Origin of the sequence: Tsuneonella flava, assembly GCF_002870965.1 — a bacterium.
Lineage (GTDB): Bacteria > Pseudomonadota > Alphaproteobacteria > Sphingomonadales > Sphingomonadaceae > Tsuneonella > Tsuneonella flava.
In genome coordinates, this window is record NZ_PHSO01000005.1 from 172,315 (window position 1) to 190,055 (window position 17,741).

Consider the following 17,741-nt stretch of genomic DNA (forward strand, 5'->3'; position numbering starts at 1 on the left):
TGTACCAAAGTGTTAGGCGGCGATCAGTCGACCTTTTTCGATTCGTCGAGCTTGTCGATCTCTCGCACCGGCTCGCTCGATTTCGCTTCGCTGGCGGTGGGGGCCAGCGGCGCCAGCGCCGCGCCCGCTTCGACTTGCTTGATCTGCGACAGGACAGAGCGGAACTGCTGCAACTGCACGCCCGACAGCATAGCGCGGGTGACATATTGCACCGACGCCGGATTGATCCGCTTGCCGTTGCGATACATCTCGTAATGCAAATGCGGCCCGGTGGAGAGGCCGGTGGAACCGACATAGCCGATCACTTGCCCGCGCCGCACCGATTGCCCGGCGCGCACGGCCATCTTGCTCATATGGCAATAACGGGTGGCAAGGCCCGCGGCATGTTGCAGCTTCACTGCGTTGCCGCAGCCGCCCGCGCGCCCGGCGGAGATAACCCGCGCATCGGCCACCGCCACGATCGGCTGGCCATAACTGGCATGGAAATCCATCCCGCCGTGCATCCGTACATAGCCCAGAATCGGGTGGCGGCGCGGGCCGTATTTCGATCCGATCGATCCCGGCACAGGGCGCATCAGCCCCGCGCGCTGTTCCCCGACGCCCGACGCTTCGTAGAAACGCCCGTCGCTGCCCCAGCGCATCAGTTGCACTTTGGGCGATCCGGCACGGTCGATCCCGGCATAGATCAGCTTGCCCGCCTGTCGTTCGCCTGTGGCAGCGCGGCGATAATCGACGATCATGTCAAACGTATCGGTAGAGCGCACTGCACTGTCGAGGTTGACCTGATCGCCCAGCGCCTTGAGATATTGCTGCACCGCGCTGGCGGGCGCACCGGCAGCGCGCATCGAGCGATAGAGGCTGGAGCCGACCGTGCCGCGAATCCGCAGCGGGGTATCGTCCACCCGGATCGGCTTGCGTTCGAGCGAGAGGTTGCCGTCCGGCCCGCGCTGCACCGACAACGCCAGATCGAACCGCGCCCGGAAATCGAGCGCGCTCAGCGGGCGCGGGCTGTTGGGCGCGGTGCGGCGGCCCAGCGTGATATCGACTTGCGTACCCGGATCGATGTCCGCCAGCGAAACCGATTTGGAAATCAACGCTTCCACCCGCGCGGCATCGGCGCTGCCGATCCCGGCGCGTTGCAACATGCGCCCGAAACTGTCGCCTTGCGCCAGCGTGGCAACCAGTTCGATCTGCGGCCGTTCGGGGGCGGAGGCAAGTGGCGTCACGGCGGCGGTGGCCCCCATGTGTCGCCCGCTGTCCCCGCCCAATGCCAGCGGCATGATCATCTGGCTGCGGAATTCGTCGCGCACGCTGTCGCTGACCCGCGTGGCGGGGGCAGCCTCCAGCGGAGCGAAACCCGGCCAGAAGGCAATGCTGGCCGCCGACAGGCCAAGGAACGTTGCCAGCCCGCGAAACCAGCGGCGGCTGCCGATCGCCTCCGCCAGATTGGGCGCGAAGTCGATGTTAGAGAGGCGTTCGCTGGTCTTCAGCCGCCAGGCTTCGAACCGCTCCGCCAGATTGTGCGAGCGGCGCAGGATCGCGGACGATGTTTCCGGCCCGATCTGCGCCGACATGATCTGCGAATGCGTCAGTACGGCAGCGCGCCAGCCCGGCCCACCATCGGCCCGACTGTCCGCCGGGTCATCGCCCGCCGTATCCTGATCGTGCGTGGTGAACACCGCGCTCTCCGTCAACTCAACCGAGCCGCATCGCGATGCGGCCGACGACCCACTTGCGGGCCAATTGCCTGAAACCCCTGCCCGATTGAAGTTAATTCCGCCTTAAGTTGCGACGGGCCGAGTCAGGTGCACGGCGGGCTGTGGGAACATCGCGCAACCCATTGCAGTACCGCCCGCACAGTGCCACCTTCGGCGGTGTGAGCGATGCCATTATCAAGGCGGTCCTCGGGCCTACCAACACCGGGAAGACGCACCTTGCGATCGAACGGATGTGCGCGCATTCGAGCGGCGCCATCGGTTTCCCGCTGCGCCTGCTGGCGCGCGAAGTCTATGATCGGGTGGTGGCGATCAAGGGCGAGAAATCGGTCGCCCTGATCACCGGGGAAGAACGGATCGAACCGCCCGATGCCCGCTATTTCTGCTGCACGGCAGAGGCGATGCCACGCGGGGGACACTGGCGCGGCGGGCCGCTGGCGTTTGCCGCGCTCGACGAAGCGCAGCTCGCTGCCGACCGCGAGCGGGGGCACGTGTTCACCGATCACCTGCTCCACACACGCGGGCGGGAAGAGACGATGTTGCTGGGCGCATCGACACTCGAACCGATGGTGCGGGCACTGGCGCCGCGGGCGGAAATCGTCACCCGGCCCCGCTTTTCCACGCTTACCCATATCGGCCCGCGCAAGCTGAGCCGCCTGCCCCCGCGCAGTGCCATCGTCGCGTTTTCCGCCGAACAGGTATATGCCGTGGCGGAAATGCTCCGCCGGTTTCGCGGCGGTGCCGCCGTCGTGATGGGGGCGCTCAGCCCGGAAACGCGCAACCGGCAGGTCGCATTGTTCCAGTCTGGCGAAGTGGATTATATCGTCGCCACCGATGCCATCGGCATGGGGCTGAACCTCGATGTAACTCACGTCGCCTTCGCCGGGCTGTCGAAATTCGACGGGCAGCGTCAGCGGCGGCTGAACCCGGCGGAAATGGCTCAGATCGCCGGCCGCGCGGGTCGGCACCACCGCGACGGCACTTTCGGCACACTGGCCGGGCAGCACCAAAGCCCCGAATTCACCGAAGAAGAAATCTACGCCATCGAAGAACACCGCTTCGCCCCGCTGACCCGGCTGTTCTGGCGCGAAGCAGAGCCGCGATACGATTCGATCGACACTCTGATCGACGATCTGGAAGCGATTCCGCCCGAACCGCAACTCGCCCGCGCACCCGAAGCGATCGACCTGGCGGTGCTGAAACGGCTGGCCGAAGAACCGCTGGCGGATGACGTCACGACGCCCGGCATGGTCCGTCGCCTGTGGGACGTGTGCCGCCTGCCCGATTTCCGGCAGCACGGGGTGGACGTGCATACCCGCTTCGTCGCCCGCCTGTGGCAGGATCTGCGCGGCGGATACATCGGCGCGGATTATGTCGCGGCGCGGATATCCGAACTGGACCGGACGACCGGCGATATCGACACGCTGCAAGGGCGCATCGCTGCGATTCGCAGCTGGGCCTATATCTGCCAGCGGCCCGACTGGGTTCTGGCGCGTGACGAAATGGCCGCACGTGCCCGTGCAGCGGAGGCGCGATTGTCCGATGCGCTTCATGCCCGGTTGACAGAACGCTTCGTCAACCGGAGGACGGCAATCCTGATGAAGAATCTTGGACAAGACCCCGCACTGTTACCTGTCACTCTGACGGAAGACGGCCTCGTTGCTGTCGAAGGCGAGCCGATCGGCCATGTCGAAGCGTTCCGCTTCGTGGTCGATCACCGCGTCAACCATGCCGATCATCGCCTGCTGCTGTCGGCGGCGGAAAAGGCGCTGCCCCGGCTGCTGGGCGACCGCGCCCGTGTGCTGATCGCCGCCGAACTGCCCGGCATGGCGCTGACCGATGGCGCGGTGACGTGGAATGGCACTGAAATCGCCCGGCTCGAATCAACTCAGATCGCCACTGCGCCCCGCATCGTGCCTTCGCGCGAACTGGCCGCCTTGCCCGAACCGGCGAAAACCGAATTTCTTACCGCGCTGGAAGCATGGGTCGCCGCGCAGCTCGCTCCGCTCGAACCGCTCGCCAAACTGGAGGAGGCATCGCGCGATCCGGCAGCTGGCAGCGAAGCGCGTGCGCTGCTGCTCAACCTGATCGACGGGCACGGCTATGCCACCCGCGAACGCACCGGGATCGAACATCTGCCCCGCGAAGCCCGCCCGTTCCTGCGTAAGCTGGGCGTTGTATTCGGCGCGCTCGATGTATTCGCACCCGCTTTGCTCAAGCCTGCTGCGCGCGCGGCGTTTCATGCCAGCGGCGCGGACCAGCGCCCGCTGGAAGCGGCGATGCGGGCGGTGATTCCCGGCGGCAATCGCCTGCCCAGCGGATATCGCCCTGCAGGGGAACAGGCGGTGCGGGTCGATGTCGCGGAAAAACTGCTGCGCGCCGCGCACGAGGCGCGGGCGAAGGCCACTGCGCGCCAGTTCACGCTCGATCCGGCGCTGGCAGTATCGACCGGGCTGACCGAGGATAGCTGGAAGCGCCTGCTCGGTGCGGGTGGATTCCGCGCGAACAGTGCGCGCGCGCTGGCCGAAGGGGCCTTTGGCCCACCTGCTCCCGATCGGTGGAGCTGGCGCCCCGGCTTCGCCCGCCGTGTCGATGGCGATGGCGCCGGGCGCCCGGCGAAGGAAGGCGGCAAGCAACGGGGCCACGGGCAAAAGGGTGGCGGCCAGAAAGGCGCCGCGCACAAGGGCGATTCGCCCCGGGGCAAGCCTCACGGCAAGCGTCCGCCGAGAAAGGGTGGCGGGAAGCCCCGCGGCACCTCCGCGCCATCCGCGCCGCAACCGGGCAATGCCTTTGCCGCACTGGCGGACCTGCTCCGCAAATGATCGGCTGACATGCGAATCGACAAGCTGCTGTGGCAGTTGCGGCTAACGAAGAGCCGCAGCATCGCACAGGCGCTTGTCGGTCGGGGGCATATCCGCCGCAACGGGCAGCGGGTGCTGCGCGCCAGTCAGGATATCGTCGCAGGCGATACGCTCACGATACCGCTGCCCGCCGGGGTGCAGGTGATCGAAATCGCCGCCCTTCCCACCCGGCGCGGTCCGGCGGCAGAAGCACTGGCATGTTATCGGGTGCTTGACCCGACGCGGCAAACCGCGATAGCGGGCCAGAAAGATCAATCGCCTGAAAGGGGCCAGCTTCCATGACTTATGTCGTCACCGACGCGTGCATCAAGTGCAAGTACACCGATTGCGTCGAGGTGTGTCCGGTCGATTGCTTCTACGAAGGCGAGAACATGCTGGTCATCAACCCCAGCGAATGCATCGACTGCGGCGTATGCGAACCGGAATGCCCGGCGGAAGCCATCCTGCCCGATACCGAGGACAACCTCGAACAGTGGCTGGAGATCAACACCAAGTATTCCGCCGAATGGCCGAACATCACCAGCCAGAAAGAACCGCCCGCCGATGCGGACGAGCACAAGGGCGAAGAAGGCAAGTTCGACAAATACTTCAGCCCCGAACCGGGCGAAGGCGACTAAGACCGCCCCCCTGCCGCGCGCCCGATTCCGCGCGGCATCTGCCCCTTCTCTGGGCCTGATTTCCCTCGCTTTACTGTCGGGGTGGAAATTTTGTTGCCAACCTGTTATATAATTACACAACCCGCCGGGTCGCGTGGCGACTCGCGGCGGCGTTTTGAGTGCAGGAACAGGCGCGACGAACCAGCATACAGTCCAGACTCGCTCACGACCGCGTAATCCAACCCGGTCGCCAGAGAGGATTGGTCCGCTTGCAGGCGCTGGCCGCGTCGCCAGGAAAGGACGATTGATGGCAACTCAGGCCCCGGCTTTCGATGTCGGCGATTACGTAGTCTATCCCAAGCACGGCGTTGGCCGTGTGATCGAACTGCAGAGCGAGGAAATCGCCGGTATGCAGCTCGAACTCTATGTCCTCCGGTTCGAGAAGGAGAAGATGACTCTCCGCGTCCCGGTCAACAAAGTCGAAGCGATCGGCATGCGTAAGCTTTCCAGCGACAAAACGCTGAAAGAAGCGATGGAGACGCTGAAGGGCAAGCCCAAGGTCAAGCGCACGATGTGGAGCCGCCGCGCGCAGGAATACGAAGCGAAGATCAATTCCGGCGAAATCGTACTGATCGCCGAAGTGACCCGCGACCTGTTCCGCCCCGACGATCAACCTGAGCAGTCGTATTCCGAACGCCAGATCTTCGAAGCGGCCTCCAGCCGCCTCGCTCGCGAACTGGCTGCGATGGAAAAAACCGACGAGCCGACCGCGCTCGAAAAGATTCTCGACGTCCTGCGCGAACACGCACCGCAGTATTACGAGAACGCCGAAGAAGCCTGATCGACCAACGTCTTACAGGCATCGACAGGGGCCGTCCGCAAGGGCGGCCCCCTTGCTTTGTGCAGTTGCGGCGCGTTGCTCAGTGTATTACATCGGCAACACGGAAGTCACCGCAAACAAACAGGGCAGGATAGATGCTTCACAAGATTATCAAGGGCGTTGCGCCCCTCGCTGCAATGGTGGTCGCACTGGGCGTATCCGCCTGCGACGGCCACATTTCGATCAACGGCAAAAGCGGCGTACCGCTGGCTGAGCTCGACACCAAGGGCAAAACGCCCACCGAAGTCGTTCTGGCCGGGCCGGACAATGTCGTCGTTACCGATGGCGATGCGCTGACAATCGAAGTCAGCGGAGATGCCAAGGCGACAGACGCAGTGCGCTTTACCATCGATGACGATGCGCTGGGCATCATGCGCGAGAAAAACAGCGGGGACAAACTGGGCAAGGCCACAGTGCATGTCACTCTGCCGCGCCTGACCAAGCTGACGCTGGCCGGATCGGGCACGATCGACGCACAGAACCTGGTCGGCGATGCGGAAGTGACCGTGGCTGGCAGCGGATCGGTCAAAACCGCGAAAGTCACCGCCGGATCGCTCGACGTTACGATTGCCGGATCGGGCAGCTACACAGCAGCGGGTACAGCAAAATCGCTCGATCTCAGTGTTGCAGGTTCAGGCAATTCGAAGATGGCCGGGCTGAAAGTGGATAGCGCGGATGTCACCGTCGCCGGATCGGGCAGCGCGTCCTTCGCCAGCGACGGCAAAGTCGATGCCAGCATCATGGGTTCGGGCGACGTCACTGTTACCGGCAACGCCACCTGCACGGTATCTTCGAACGGTTCGGGTAAGCTGCGCTGCAACCGCGTAACCCCCGATGGTAGCGACAAGAGCGTGCCCGAAGCACCGAACGATCCCGCCAGCGACTCCTGAGTCATCGACCTGCAAGGCTGGCGCGGCTATGCGCCTGCATCGAGAGGAATTTCGATGCGTCGCATAGCCCCCACCTTGGTTGCCCTGACCGCCTTGCCCTTGCTCGGCGGTTGCCTTGCGAAAACCGCGCTCGACGTGGCGACCGCACCGGTCAAAATCGGCAGCAAAGCTGTCGATATGGCCACTACCAGCCAATCCGAAGCGGACGAGAAGCGCGGCCGCGAAATCCGCAAACGCGAAGAACGTCTGGGCAAATTGCAGCGCGAACGCGAAAAGCTGGAGCGCAAATGCAGCGACGGCAACGAACGCGCCTGTCGCGATCTGGCCGAAGTGGAACACGAGATCGAAGTACTGAAGCCGCAGGTGCCCTACGAACCCGATCGGTGACGCGGATCAGGCGGTTCCCCGTTGCCTCAGTCGCGATAAAGACGAGCTGCATCGCATGGATTCCCGCGTCGCTGCGCTCCTCGCAATGACGAGGAAAGCGGCGGTTAGTTGAAACCGTGAACCTGCCTGCATCACTCTGGCTGTGAGTCCGGTGCACCGCCCGCCCTCTTCCACGTCACCCCAGCCCCCGAGCCGGGCTCCAGCTCCGCCCTTCTGCCTCCTTACGCTAAAAGGAAAAGCGGGGCCCCGGATCAAGTCCGGGGCGACGATGTGCCATTCCGATAAACTTTCACGCCGCCGCACGGCGCAGACGGTCGTTGATGGCCGCACCGATGCCTTCATCGGCAATCGGGGCGACCGCGACGCGCGGTTTGGGCGAAGCGGCCGCCATATGCAGGCAGGCGTAGAGCCGCGCCGCTGCCTCTGCCAGATCGCCATCGGCCGATAGCGTGCAATCACCCGCCACCGGGCCGAACCCGATCATGAATTCGTCCGCCTCCGCCTCAGACGCGCCCAGCCGCACGGGTTTTCCCGGCGAATAGTGCTGCGCCAACTGGCCCGGCGCCTCCACTTTGGCCGAGAGTACCGGATCGGGCGGGCCGAGCATCGCTGTCAGATCGGCTTGCGGAATCGGCCCGTGGCGCAACAGTTGCCAGCCGGATTCGCGAACCGCCACGATAGTCGATTCCAGCCCGCGCTCGCACGTCCCGCCATCGAGCACAGCGGCAATCCGCCCGTCGAGCGTCGCCAGCACATGATCTGCATCGGTCGGGCTGACGGCCCCGCTCCTGTTGGCCGATGGCGCGGCCAGTGGCAGATCGCACTGTTCGAGCACCGCCCGCATCACCGGATGCGCGGGGCAACGCACGGCAATCGTCGGCAACCCTGCCGTAACCGCCGGAGCGATTTCCGCCTGCGCGCGCAGCGGCACCACCAGAGTCAGCGGCCCCGGCCAGAAAGCCGTTGCCAGTGCGCGGGCGCGATCATCGAACACAGCCAGCCGCTCTGCCGCCGCCAGCGAGGGGACATGGACGATCAACGGATTGAAATCGGGCCGCCCCTTCGCGCGATAGACAGCGGCAATCGCGGCATCGCTATCGGCCCGCGCCGCAAGGCCATAGACCGTCTCTGTCGGCAGCGCGACAAGCACCCCGGCGCGCAGCAATTGCGCCGCTTGCGCGATTCCCGCCGCATCGGCGGCCAGCCTTACCGTAGCGTCCTTGTCGCTCATCGCATGGCGCTATAAGCAGCGCGCGACGAAAGCCCAAGGAGAACCGCGTGTACACCCCCGCCACTGCCGACCAGTTGCTCGCTCTTTCGGTCAACACCGGGATCGACGAACTCGCACAAAACGAACGCTTTGCTGCCGCGGAGCCCGATATGGTGTCCGCCATTGTCGAAGGAATCGGTGCGCTTGCCGCCGGTGAATGGGCGCCGCTCAACCGCACGGGCGATCTCGAAGGGGCGAAACTGACAGACGGCACCGTGCACCTGCCCGATGGGTTTGCCGGTGCTTATGGCGATTATATCGAGCAGGGGTGGAACACGATTGCCGCCCCTGCCGATTTCGGCGGGCAGGGCCTGCCATTCGCATTGGCGACCAATGTGCTGGAAAATCTGGGCACGGCCAACATGGCCTTCACTCTGCTGCCGATCCTCTCGGTCGGCGCAGTGGAGGCGCTGTTCCATCATGGGGCCGAGGCGCAGAAAGCGAAGTATCTGCCCAAGCTTATCAGCGGGGCATGGTCGGGCACGATGAACCTGACCGAGCCGCAAGCAGGCAGCGACGTGGGCGCACTGCGGACTACCGCCACGCCGATCGGGGAAGGCGAACACGCGGGCAAATACCGGATCAACGGATCGAAAATCTTCATCACCTGGGGCGAACACGAACTGGCGGAAAACATCATCCACCTCGTACTTGCCCGCCTGCCCGGCGCACCGGAAGGCAGCAGGGGCATTTCGCTGTTTGTCGTGCCCAAATATCATGTGAACGACGACGGATCGCTGGGCGCGCGCAACGATTTGCGCTGCGTCAGCCTGGAACACAAGCTGGGCATCAATGCCTCCCCCACATGCGTGATGAGCTTCGGCGAAGGCGCGGGCACTGGCGGCGAGTGCATCGGCGAGCTGGTCGGCGCGGAAAATCGCGGGCTGATGGCGATGTTCACGATGATGAACAACGCGCGGATCAATGTCGGCAGTCAGGGCGTGCAGATTGCCGAACGCGCCACCCAGCAAGCCATCGCCTATGCCAAGGAACGCGTGCAGTCGCCCCGCGCCGGTGCGGCAGACAAATCGCCGGTGGCGATCATCGAACACCCCGACGTGCGCCGGATGCTGATACGGATGAAGGCACTGACCGAAGGGGCGCGTGCGCTGCTCTATTACACCGCCGGTCAGGTCGATCGGGGCACGCTGGGCGATGCCGATGCCGCGACGCGCGCCGAGGTTCTGGTGCCGCTGCTCAAGGCATGGGGCACCGATATCGGCTGCGAAGTGGCAAGCATCGGGGTGCAGGTCCACGGCGGAATGGGCTTCATCGAAGAAACCGGCGCGGCCCAGCATTACCGCGATGCGCGGATTGCCCCGATTTACGAAGGGACCAACGGCATTCAGGCCGCCGATCTGGTGACCCGCAAACTGGGCATGGATGGCGGCGGCGCAGTCGAGCGGCTGTTGCAGGATATCGCCCGCGATGCAGCGGACGAGAGCAATCTGGCAGCTCTGGCGCAGGATTGCGTCGCGATTGCCCAATGGATGCGCGACACTGCCAGCCTCGACGACCGGCTGGCGGGCAGCGTGCCGTTCACTACAATGTGTGCGGTGGCGGTCACCGGGTGGCAATTGCTGCGTCAGGCGCGCGCGGTGGCCGATGGTGCGGCCCCCTCGCTCGCTCAGGTGAAGCCGGTGACGGTCCGCTATTTCATCGATCATATCGTGCCGGAGGCGATGGGCCTGAAGGCATCGGCCACCGCCGGTGCGGCGCTGCTCTATACGCTCGATAGCGAGGCACTGGCAGGATGAGCGATCCGCTGGAAAGAATCGCGGCGGCGCTGGAACGGATCGCGCCGCCACCTGCGCCCGATCCCGACTGGCTGGCCGCGCCCGCCTACATCTGGGATGGCAAGGCAGCGCGGCCCGTGGCCAGTTTCAGGGCACCGTCGCTCGACCAGTTGAAAGGGATCGAGCGGCAGAAGCGCGTCGTGGCCGAAAACGTCGCCCGGCTGGCGCAAGGGGCCGCCGCGCACGACATGCTGCTGTGGGGATCGCGCGGCATGGGCAAGAGCGCGCTGATCCGCGCATCGATCATCGCCGCGCAGGCCGATGCGCCGCAGCGGGTGGCACTGGTGCAAGTGGGCACCGATGCGCTGTCGACGATCCCCGCGCTGTTCGCCAAACTGGCGAAGGTGGAGCGCAACATGCTGGTCTATCTCGACGATCTGGGGTTCGACAGCGACCATGCCGGGCCGCGCCACCTGCGAAGCTGGCTGGAAGGCGGAGTCGAAGCGCGCCCTGCCAACGTGCGGCTGGCGGTGACATCCAATCGTCGCGCCATCGTCGAACGGCACATGAGCGAGCAGGACGATCCGATCAATCCGCGCGACGCAGTGGACGATATGCTGGCGCTGGCCGACCGGTTTGGCCTCAGCGTCGGTTTCCACGCTGCATCGCAGGACGATTACCTTGCTATCGTCGATGCCTATGCCGATCCGCTGGGTCTGGAATGGGAACCGGGCGACGCGCTGGAATGGGCGCGACGGCGCGGTGCCCGTTCGGGCCGCACGGCGTGGCAATATGTTGCGGAGCTGGCCGGGCGCGCGGGCAAGGCACTGTAGGCCCCGCCCCGGCGCGGCTAAAGCACCCCGCGCCCGTAACGCAGGCTTACTTCGGTACTTCCTGTGCGTAGCTTTCCCCGAACGATGCCTCCTGCCCGCGCAGTTCGCGTTGCGGCGGCAGCGAGGGGCCGGTCAGCGGCTTGATCTCCGGTGCCGGTTTGGCCCCCGGTGCCGTCACACGCCAGACGATGCCCGCGGTGTCGTCGCTCACCAGCAGCGCGCCATCCTTCGCCCAGGCAACCCAGGTCGGGCGGCCATGCGTGGTCTTGCCATCTTTGGAGAGGAAGCCGGTCAGGATCGGCACCGGCTTGCCCGTGGGATTGCCGCGCGCGTCGAACCGCACGAACACGACATCGTAGCCCGATTTGGGCTCGCGATTCCACGATCCATGCTCGGCAATCACCGCGCCCGACACAAATTTTTCGCCCAGCCGCGAACCATTGCCCGCGAAAGTCAGCCCCAACGCAGCGACATGCGGCCCCAGTGCATATTCGGGGATGCGGACATATTGCGGATTGAAATAGGCCGGTTGCGGCGCATCGACCCGCTGGTCGAAATTCTCCCGCCAATACACCCACGGCCAGCCGTATTGCGCGCCGATCGGCACGTTAGTGAGATAATCGGGCACCAGATCCGAACCAAGCATGTCGCGTTCGTTCACTGTCGTCCACAACTCGCCCGTCCACGGGCTGAATGCCAGCCCGTTGGGATTACGCATCCCGCTGGCGAACAGGCGCGCCTTCCCCGTCTTGAGCGAATATTGCCAGATTGCAGCGCGGCCCTGTTCCGCCTCTATCCCGCGCTCAGCGATGTTCGATGCCGAACCCACCGCGACGTAGAGGTTTTCGCCTGCCGGATCGATCACGACATTACGCATCCAGTGGTTGCCGCCACCTGGCAGATCCATCAGCTTCTTCGGTTTGCCCGTCAGCTTCGTGTCGCCCGGCGTGAAGGGAAACGCCAGCAAGGCATTGTGATTGGCGACGTAAAGCGTTCCATCGTGCCACGCCATGCCAGAGGGGGAAGCCAGCGCCGCGTTCTTCATCGGGAAAGTCTGATCGGCCCGGCCATCGCCATTGCTATCGCGCAACACCGCGATTTCATTGGCCGACGCAACATCGGCCCCGGCTTTGGCAAACAGGAAACCCGCAATAAACCCTTCGATTCCGCCGATATCCGATTCCGGCGGACGATTGGTCAGCGCCACCAGCACATCGCCATTGGGCAGAGTGTACAGGGTGCGCGGATGCGACAGACCGACAGAGAATCGCTCGACTGTCAGGCCCGGCGCGGCCACGGGCTTTTCCCCTTCTGCCCAACCGACCGGCTTCGCCACTTCAGCGGTGGGGAAGCTTTCCGCGCGCGGATCGGTCAATTCGGGATCGGCACCTGTAACGTTCGCGAAGGCAACCTGCGCCTTGTCCGGCATACGGAGATAGAAAAACACCCCTGCCAGGATGACGATGGCGATAATTGCGCCGACGAGAATCTTGCGACCTGTGCTCATAATACGACGGAATAGCCGCAGTGCCCGTTCCCGGCAACGGCGCAACGCACTGGCGCAACGCGATTGCCCCACCTAAATAGCCGCCACCATGTACGATTTCGCGCCCGATCCCGATCTGCCCGCCGCCGAACGATACCGCCAGCTTGCCAGCGCCGCCGAGGCGCTGACATCGGGGGAGCCGGATGGCGTCGCCAATATGGCCAATGTCGCCGCACTGCTGTGGGAATTTCTCCCTCAGCTCAACTGGGCGGGATTCTATCGCATGATCGATGGCGAGCTTGTGCTGGGTCCGTTTGTTGGCCGCCCCGCCTGCATCCGCATTCCCGTGGGCAAAGGAGTCTGCGGCGCTGCCGCGCAATCGGCACAGACGCAGCTGGTGGCCGATGTCCACGCCTTCCCCGGCCATATCGCCTGCGATTCCGCCAGCCGATCCGAACTGGTGGTGCCCGTGATCCGCGATGGAGCGGTGATCGCAGTGATCGATCTCGACAGCCCCGAACCGGCGCGGTTCGATGCCGACGATGCAGCCGGGGTGGAAGCGCTGGCCGCTCTGCTTTCCACTCGCATCTGACAGACACTTAAACTTCACCGTGTTTCCGGCCCGTTTCGGGACATAGGCGCGGCTCGCTCTTCTGAAACTCCCGATTATCATGATAAATTCTGCGTTAATGGTGAGAGATTCGTATTCTTGCCCTCTGTAAACAGGGAATTATCGCATGACTTTCCAACGCCAACTTCTGGCCGCATCGGCCGCCGCCGTGGCGCTCGCTTTCGCCAGCCCGTCGATGGCGCAGGAAATGACATACGAATACGCGCAGCCCGGGCAGGCCGCTCCGGTCTATACCGAAGAACCGGTGGTGCAGCCGCTGCCCGGTGCCCCCGCCGCAATGCCTCCCGCACCGCCCCTGCCCGCAGCGCCGCCGATGCATGTTGCCCCCCCTGCGGAATGGCAGCATGACCATCGCCATGCAGAGGGCAGCCCGTGGGCAGAGCCAGTTCCTGCACCGGCCCCCTACCCTGAATATGCTGCGCCGATGGGCGGATATGCACCGATGGCCTATCCCGGCCCGGCTGGCGCACCGGCCTATGGCTATGGCGCGCAAGCTCCCGCCCCTGCACCGCAGTTCGACCGTGACGCCTGGCTCGACAATTGTCAGGACCGGCTGCGCGGAGTGAAAGAGAAAGATCGCGCCGGCGTGATCGGCGGCTTGCTGGGCGCAGTGGCTGGTGGCGTTGCCGGCAACCGCATTGCCGGAGCTGGCGAACGGCTGGCCGGATCGCTGATCGGTGCCGGGGTCGGCGGGCTGGCCGGGCTCGCCATCGGCAGTGCGATTGGCGCGTCGAACAATCACAAGCGCCGCGCCGAATGCGAGGCCTATCTCGATCGGTATACTGCCGGATATCCGCAACAGGGCGGATATGCCTATGGCTATCCCGGCTACGGCTATGCTTATAGAATGGTGCCAATGATGGTGGCCGTGCCGCAGCGCCGCGTGGTGCATGAAACAGTCACCGAAGAATGGGTCGATGTGCCCGCCCCTGCAGTACGCAGCCGCCGGATCGACCGCCCGGCCCGCCGTTCTGTCCCTGCGGGCGATAAACGCATCAAGTACACCAGGAACAAGTAAGGCCCGTTGACGGGCGCAACCAGAGCTTCATGCCCGCCCCCCCCGCAGCCTCTCGTCATTGCGAGGAGCGTAGCGACGTGCCAATCCACGGCCCATCGCCACATCCACCGGAAGCAGGGCCCCGGATCGGGGGTCCGGTGGAGGCAGGCAATGACAGAGAAGAGCGATACAACTTCGGTTGCAGCTCACTAGTCAGTCAGTCGGTGGAGCGTTTCGCCTGCAAGGGCAGTCCGCCCCGGTGCCACACCGGCGATTCCGCCCGCTGAGTTGCTCCGCGCGACTTTCGTACCCGGTGCAGGCTGGCCGCTCTCCACGATAGAGCGCATCTGGCACACCAGCGGTGTGTCGTCGCTGTCATCGAAACTGTCGGCGGCGGGCAGACCGACCACGCATCCCATAGTAGGCGTGCCGATCACCAGTGCGCTGTCGCCCGATGCCGCATTGATTTCGACCATCCCGTCGTAACCGATCATCGTTGTCGTGCCCGACGGATTCATCTGCACCGGCATGCCGGGGGCGACCGGCCGCCCGTCTGCCATCACCACTTTACGCATGATCGGGCGGAAGTGGACCGCGTCGATCTCTACCAGCGCCACTGCGCGGCGGGGCACGACGATGTGATGCGTGGTATCGCGCACCACTGCATCGGCGGGCAAATGGTCTGCATCGACATCGATCTTGATCCGCGCTTGCGACGGGATGTTCTGCACCAGCAGCAAGCCATTGCGGTCAGTAGCACCGACAGTGCGGTTTTCCCGGGTAATCGGCACGCCTGCCACTTTCCCGGTGGTCCGTACCAGCGCATAGCTGCCGCCGCTCTGGTTGCGGGCGAACACCGTGCCCCCGGCCACCAGCAATGTGCCCCGCGCATCGACCCGCGCGGCGAAGCGACCATCGACCTGCTCCACTTGTCCATCGATCAGGAAATTGCGGTTGCGCCACGACAGGCCGCCCGCCACGCGTTGCGACGAATCCGATGCATTCACCGCGGCGCGGTATCCCACTTGCCCGTCGCGCACTGCATCTTTCGAATAAGTCAGCGCCCCGCTGGGTGTGCCGTCGTTGTAACTGGCCAGAGCGCTGGCATGGCGCTGGCCGCCCAGGCTGACCGACAGGCCCACAGCCCCGGAATACCCGGTGCCGTATTCGGTGCGGCGATATCCGCCACCTGCAAAAAACGACGCCCGGCGCGACAGGCGCGAACGGAAATTGGCGTTGAGCGCTTCGTTAAACCGGCTGTGCGGCGACTGAGTTGGATTTTGGGTCACACCCTCGCCGCTGTATTCCTGTCGCGCAAACGAGAGCTGCATTTCGCTGGCAGACGACAGGCGATAGGATAGCTGCGCGGAATACTGCCGCGGCGGTGCTTCGTCCCCCAGATGGGCAGCAACGTCGCGATAGTGTGCGGTTGGGATGGTCGCAGCGATCCGCCCGCTGATCGTGCGCCCAAGCGATTCGAGCGCAAAGTTCGCCAGCACACCGTTGCCAATGGTGCCGTCATGACTGATCCGGCCTTCAACCGTTAGTTGCGCCACATCGGCCAGCACCAGATCGGCGCGGCCACCGGCATTGGCGATCCCGGCCGACCATTCGCCGCTCGCTTCGACGGTCAAGCGCTGCGAAATTCCGCGGCGGTAAAATCCGGTGGCGACGAATGCGCCATAATCGTTACTGACCCGACCAAAACCGCGCCTTACGAAGCCAAAATTGGCGGCGTATTGGTGAGTTTTGGGCGCCAGGAGGTCACGCGACATATAAAACTTAGTCGTTTCAATCATTTCGCGCCCTAAAGTATCGTTCATAATCACCGATACTTCACCCCGGCCCGGCTGGCTGGGAATGTTACGAACCGTGAATTCTCCGGGCTTTACCTCGCCCAGCTGATATCGCGAATCTGCTGTCAGGATATCCAGCGATGTCGGTACAGCGACATTGCCACTGAACGCCGGCAGCGGCGTCGTCACGAGATCGGGGCGCAGGCTGAAGTCGGTGCCAATCTGCAAACCGCCCAGGCGCACGGCCCGCTGCGTCTGGCTGCCGGCACTGACGAAGTCGCCCGCCGTGGCGACAAGGCCCTTGTTTTCAAATGCAATACTTGCGGCGGTTTGCAAACGGAGCAAAGCGGGCGAGCCATCTTGCGGAGTGCTCGTCACCCGGACACTGGTGTTGACAGCCATGTTTCCGCGCACGACCGCAGCATCGAATACGCCCCCCGCGCTCGCCCCCGATCGCGAAAGTGTCGCTGACAGATCGTAGTCGATACGCAATGCCGTCAGCGGGTTGCTTTCCCCGCGCCTGTCGGTCGCTGTGACGAAGTCCTTGAGGTTCTCGCCACCCGCCTTCCGAAACAGCGTGACTGAGAGGAGCTGGGCGAGAGGGTCGAATTTGAACTGGTAAATCTGCAGGGATGACAGCGGGATATAACCGGTCGCCCCGTCTGGCACCGGCAGCCCGGCAGCCCGCGCTGCGTCAGCGTCGATCCGCATGGCAGTGCCGTGCCCTTGCAGGTCGACCATCCGGTCCTGTCGCATTCCGTCGACCACGATCTCGGACATGCCGGGACCGGGCGCATCCCTGACGCTTTGTGCTGTCAAGCCTTCTGGCAGAGCGAACGGGTCGCTTTGAGCCGCCAGAGGAGAGGAGCAGAGCGCCGTGAATGCGACGAGAAGCGCTAGAGCGGAGTTAGTTGCACGTCGTACGAGGTGTCGCATCGACCGTCCGGCCGTCCATCTGTACAGTGATTGTCACCGGACCGAGGGAGCAGGCATTCGCTACGGGCCAGAAAATCGTCGATCCGCCCATGACATAGCGCAGCGAGTTGCGCTGAAGCTCGATGGGGGCGCCATTGGCCTTCTTTGCGTCAATCCGAACGATCTTTACCGTCGCGCCGCCACTGTTCGTAACGGTCAGCCCATCGGGCCCGATAGTCCAGGCGAGCGATTCCGGCACCGCCTTGTCACGATCGATGAATACCGGAACGTTAAAGCGAATGCGCGCTTCCGCCGTCCCGGAGTGAGCCAGCGTTGGATCGGGCAACTGATCGACGATCAGGCGATACCGCTTTTCCCCGGCGGTCGCAGGCCCTTTGCGGATCAACCGCACGATTTGTGTTTCCCCGGCCGGGATGGAAATGATGGACGGCGAGATGGTCAGTGCCGTGCTGGGCGCATAAACGTCTTCACCACCTTCCTGCGTCCATTCAAAAAGCCGCGTCTGCACTGGCAATGCGCGCGTTGCGCGATTGGCAACCAATACGGTTGCGCCGGATTGTGTGCTTTCGATTTCGATACGCAGCGGCGATATGTTCAGCCCTGCGCCAGTATCGGTCGGGGCTGAAAGGGCCGCAGAAATACTGCCAGTTCCGGGAGTGAATGACCCGCACGCCACGATCGCAGCGATCGTTCGCAAGAATATCCGGGTGCGGGTCATTCATTCCTC

15 protein-coding genes are annotated in these 17,741 nt (G+C 64.3%); 10 read left to right on the forward strand and 5 right to left on the reverse strand.

Annotation, left to right across the window (positions count from 1 at the left end; genetic code table 11):
- Positions 1–23: 23 nt before the first annotated feature.
- Complete coding sequence (locus CV013_RS07875; RefSeq protein WP_321196964.1) at positions 24–1,679, reverse strand: M23 family metallopeptidase; 1,656 nt, start codon at positions 1,677–1,679, stop codon at positions 24–26.
- Between the two features lie 197 nt (positions 1,680–1,876).
- Between CV013_RS07875 and CV013_RS07880 the strand changes: the two genes are divergently transcribed.
- From CV013_RS07880 to CV013_RS07905, 6 genes are all read left to right on the forward strand, one after another.
- Positions 1,877–4,537 (forward strand): helicase-related protein, encoded by a 2,661-nt coding sequence (locus CV013_RS07880; protein ID WP_223805241.1) that lies wholly within the window; start codon positions 1,877–1,879, stop codon positions 4,535–4,537.
- Between the two features lie 9 nt (positions 4,538–4,546).
- Positions 4,547–4,858: an RNA-binding S4 domain-containing protein gene (locus CV013_RS07885; RefSeq protein WP_102154730.1), complete on the forward strand. Its 312-nt coding sequence runs from the start codon at positions 4,547–4,549 to the stop codon at positions 4,856–4,858.
- Positions 4,855–5,193 (forward strand): ferredoxin FdxA, encoded by a 339-nt coding sequence (fdxA, locus tag CV013_RS07890; RefSeq protein ID WP_102154731.1) that lies wholly within the window; start codon positions 4,855–4,857, stop codon positions 5,191–5,193. The genes CV013_RS07885 and fdxA overlap by 4 nt, the downstream gene beginning before the upstream one ends.
- Positions 5,194–5,479: 286 nt before the next feature.
- Complete coding sequence (locus CV013_RS07895) at positions 5,480–6,013, forward strand: CarD family transcriptional regulator (protein ID WP_102154732.1); 534 nt, start codon at positions 5,480–5,482, stop codon at positions 6,011–6,013.
- 134 nt (positions 6,014–6,147) lie between these two features.
- Positions 6,148–6,942 (forward strand): head GIN domain-containing protein, encoded by a 795-nt coding sequence (locus tag CV013_RS07900; protein WP_223805168.1) that lies wholly within the window; start codon positions 6,148–6,150, stop codon positions 6,940–6,942.
- A gap of 54 nt (positions 6,943–6,996) precedes the next feature.
- The gene (locus CV013_RS07905) at positions 6,997–7,329 is read left to right on the forward strand and encodes a hypothetical protein (RefSeq protein ID WP_102154733.1); all 333 of its coding nucleotides are present in this window, start codon (positions 6,997–6,999) and stop codon (positions 7,327–7,329) included.
- A gap of 289 nt (positions 7,330–7,618) precedes the next feature.
- Here the strand turns inward: CV013_RS07905 and CV013_RS07910 are convergent, their stop codons facing one another.
- Positions 7,619–8,560 (reverse strand): L-threonylcarbamoyladenylate synthase, encoded by a 942-nt coding sequence (locus CV013_RS07910; RefSeq protein WP_102154734.1) that lies wholly within the window; start codon positions 8,558–8,560, stop codon positions 7,619–7,621.
- Positions 8,561–8,607: 47 nt separating this feature from the next.
- On the opposite strand from CV013_RS07910, the gene CV013_RS07915 reads away from it, so the two are divergent.
- Both CV013_RS07915 and CV013_RS07920 read left to right on the forward strand, forming a co-directional pair.
- On the forward strand, positions 8,608–10,356 hold the full coding sequence (locus CV013_RS07915) for an acyl-CoA dehydrogenase (RefSeq protein WP_223805169.1): 1,749 nt from the start codon (positions 8,608–8,610) through the stop codon (positions 10,354–10,356).
- Entirely contained in the window at positions 10,353–11,168 is an 816-nt protein-coding gene (locus CV013_RS07920) for a DUF815 domain-containing protein (protein ID WP_102154735.1), read from the forward strand. The genes CV013_RS07915 and CV013_RS07920 overlap by 4 nt, the downstream gene beginning before the upstream one ends.
- Positions 11,169–11,214: 46 nt before the next feature.
- Here CV013_RS07920 and CV013_RS07925 read toward each other — a convergent pair whose 3' ends face one another.
- On the reverse strand, positions 11,215–12,675 hold the full coding sequence (locus CV013_RS07925; protein ID WP_102154736.1) for a PQQ-dependent sugar dehydrogenase: 1,461 nt from the start codon (positions 12,673–12,675) through the stop codon (positions 11,215–11,217).
- An 88-nt stretch (positions 12,676–12,763) separates the two neighbouring features.
- Here CV013_RS07925 and CV013_RS07930 point away from each other — a divergent pair, with 88 nt between their 5' ends.
- Both CV013_RS07930 and CV013_RS15950 read left to right on the forward strand, forming a co-directional pair.
- Positions 12,764–13,246, forward strand: coding sequence for a GAF domain-containing protein (locus tag CV013_RS07930; protein WP_102154737.1), 483 nt, complete (start codon positions 12,764–12,766; stop codon positions 13,244–13,246).
- Positions 13,247–13,391: 145 nt separating this feature from the next.
- Entirely contained in the window at positions 13,392–14,303 is a 912-nt protein-coding gene (locus CV013_RS15950; RefSeq protein WP_102154738.1) for a hypothetical protein, read from the forward strand.
- Positions 14,304–14,491: 188 nt separating this feature from the next.
- Here CV013_RS15950 and CV013_RS07940 read toward each other — a convergent pair whose 3' ends face one another.
- Positions 14,492–16,858, reverse strand: a complete 2,367-nt coding sequence (locus CV013_RS07940; protein WP_157935745.1) for a fimbria/pilus outer membrane usher protein — start codon at positions 16,856–16,858, stop codon at positions 14,492–14,494.
- Positions 16,859–16,985: 127 nt separating this feature from the next.
- Positions 16,986–17,732 carry a fimbrial biogenesis chaperone gene (locus CV013_RS07945; RefSeq protein ID WP_102154740.1) on the reverse strand — a complete coding sequence of 249 codons (747 nt, stop codon included), beginning with the start codon at positions 17,730–17,732 and terminating at the stop codon, positions 16,986–16,988.
- Positions 17,733–17,741: the final 9 nt, after the last annotated feature.

Coding starts and splice junctions, on each gene's coding strand:
- CV013_RS07930 (WP_102154737.1), top strand. CDS start 12,764: ATGTACGATTTCGCGCCCGATCCCGATCTGCCCGCCGCCGAACGATAC.
- CV013_RS07905 (WP_102154733.1), top strand. CDS start 6,997: ATGCGTCGCATAGCCCCCACCTTGGTTGCCCTGACCGCCTTGCCCTTG.
- CV013_RS07895 (WP_102154732.1), top strand. CDS start 5,480: ATGGCAACTCAGGCCCCGGCTTTCGATGTCGGCGATTACGTAGTCTAT.
- CV013_RS07885 (WP_102154730.1), top strand. CDS start 4,547: ATGCGAATCGACAAGCTGCTGTGGCAGTTGCGGCTAACGAAGAGCCGC.
- CV013_RS07940 (WP_157935745.1), bottom strand. CDS start 16,858: ATGTCCGAGATCGTGGTCGACGGAATGCGACAGGACCGGATGGTCGAC.
- CV013_RS07910 (WP_102154734.1), bottom strand. CDS start 8,560: ATGAGCGACAAGGACGCTACGGTAAGGCTGGCCGCCGATGCGGCGGGA.
- CV013_RS07945 (WP_102154740.1), bottom strand. CDS start 17,732: ATGACCCGCACCCGGATATTCTTGCGAACGATCGCTGCGATCGTGGCG.
- fdxA (WP_102154731.1), top strand. CDS start 4,855: ATGACTTATGTCGTCACCGACGCGTGCATCAAGTGCAAGTACACCGAT.
- CV013_RS07900 (WP_223805168.1), top strand. CDS start 6,148: ATGCTTCACAAGATTATCAAGGGCGTTGCGCCCCTCGCTGCAATGGTG.
- CV013_RS07920 (WP_102154735.1), top strand. CDS start 10,353: ATGAGCGATCCGCTGGAAAGAATCGCGGCGGCGCTGGAACGGATCGCG.
- CV013_RS15950 (WP_102154738.1), top strand. CDS start 13,392: ATGACTTTCCAACGCCAACTTCTGGCCGCATCGGCCGCCGCCGTGGCG.
- CV013_RS07925 (WP_102154736.1), bottom strand. CDS start 12,675: ATGAGCACAGGTCGCAAGATTCTCGTCGGCGCAATTATCGCCATCGTC.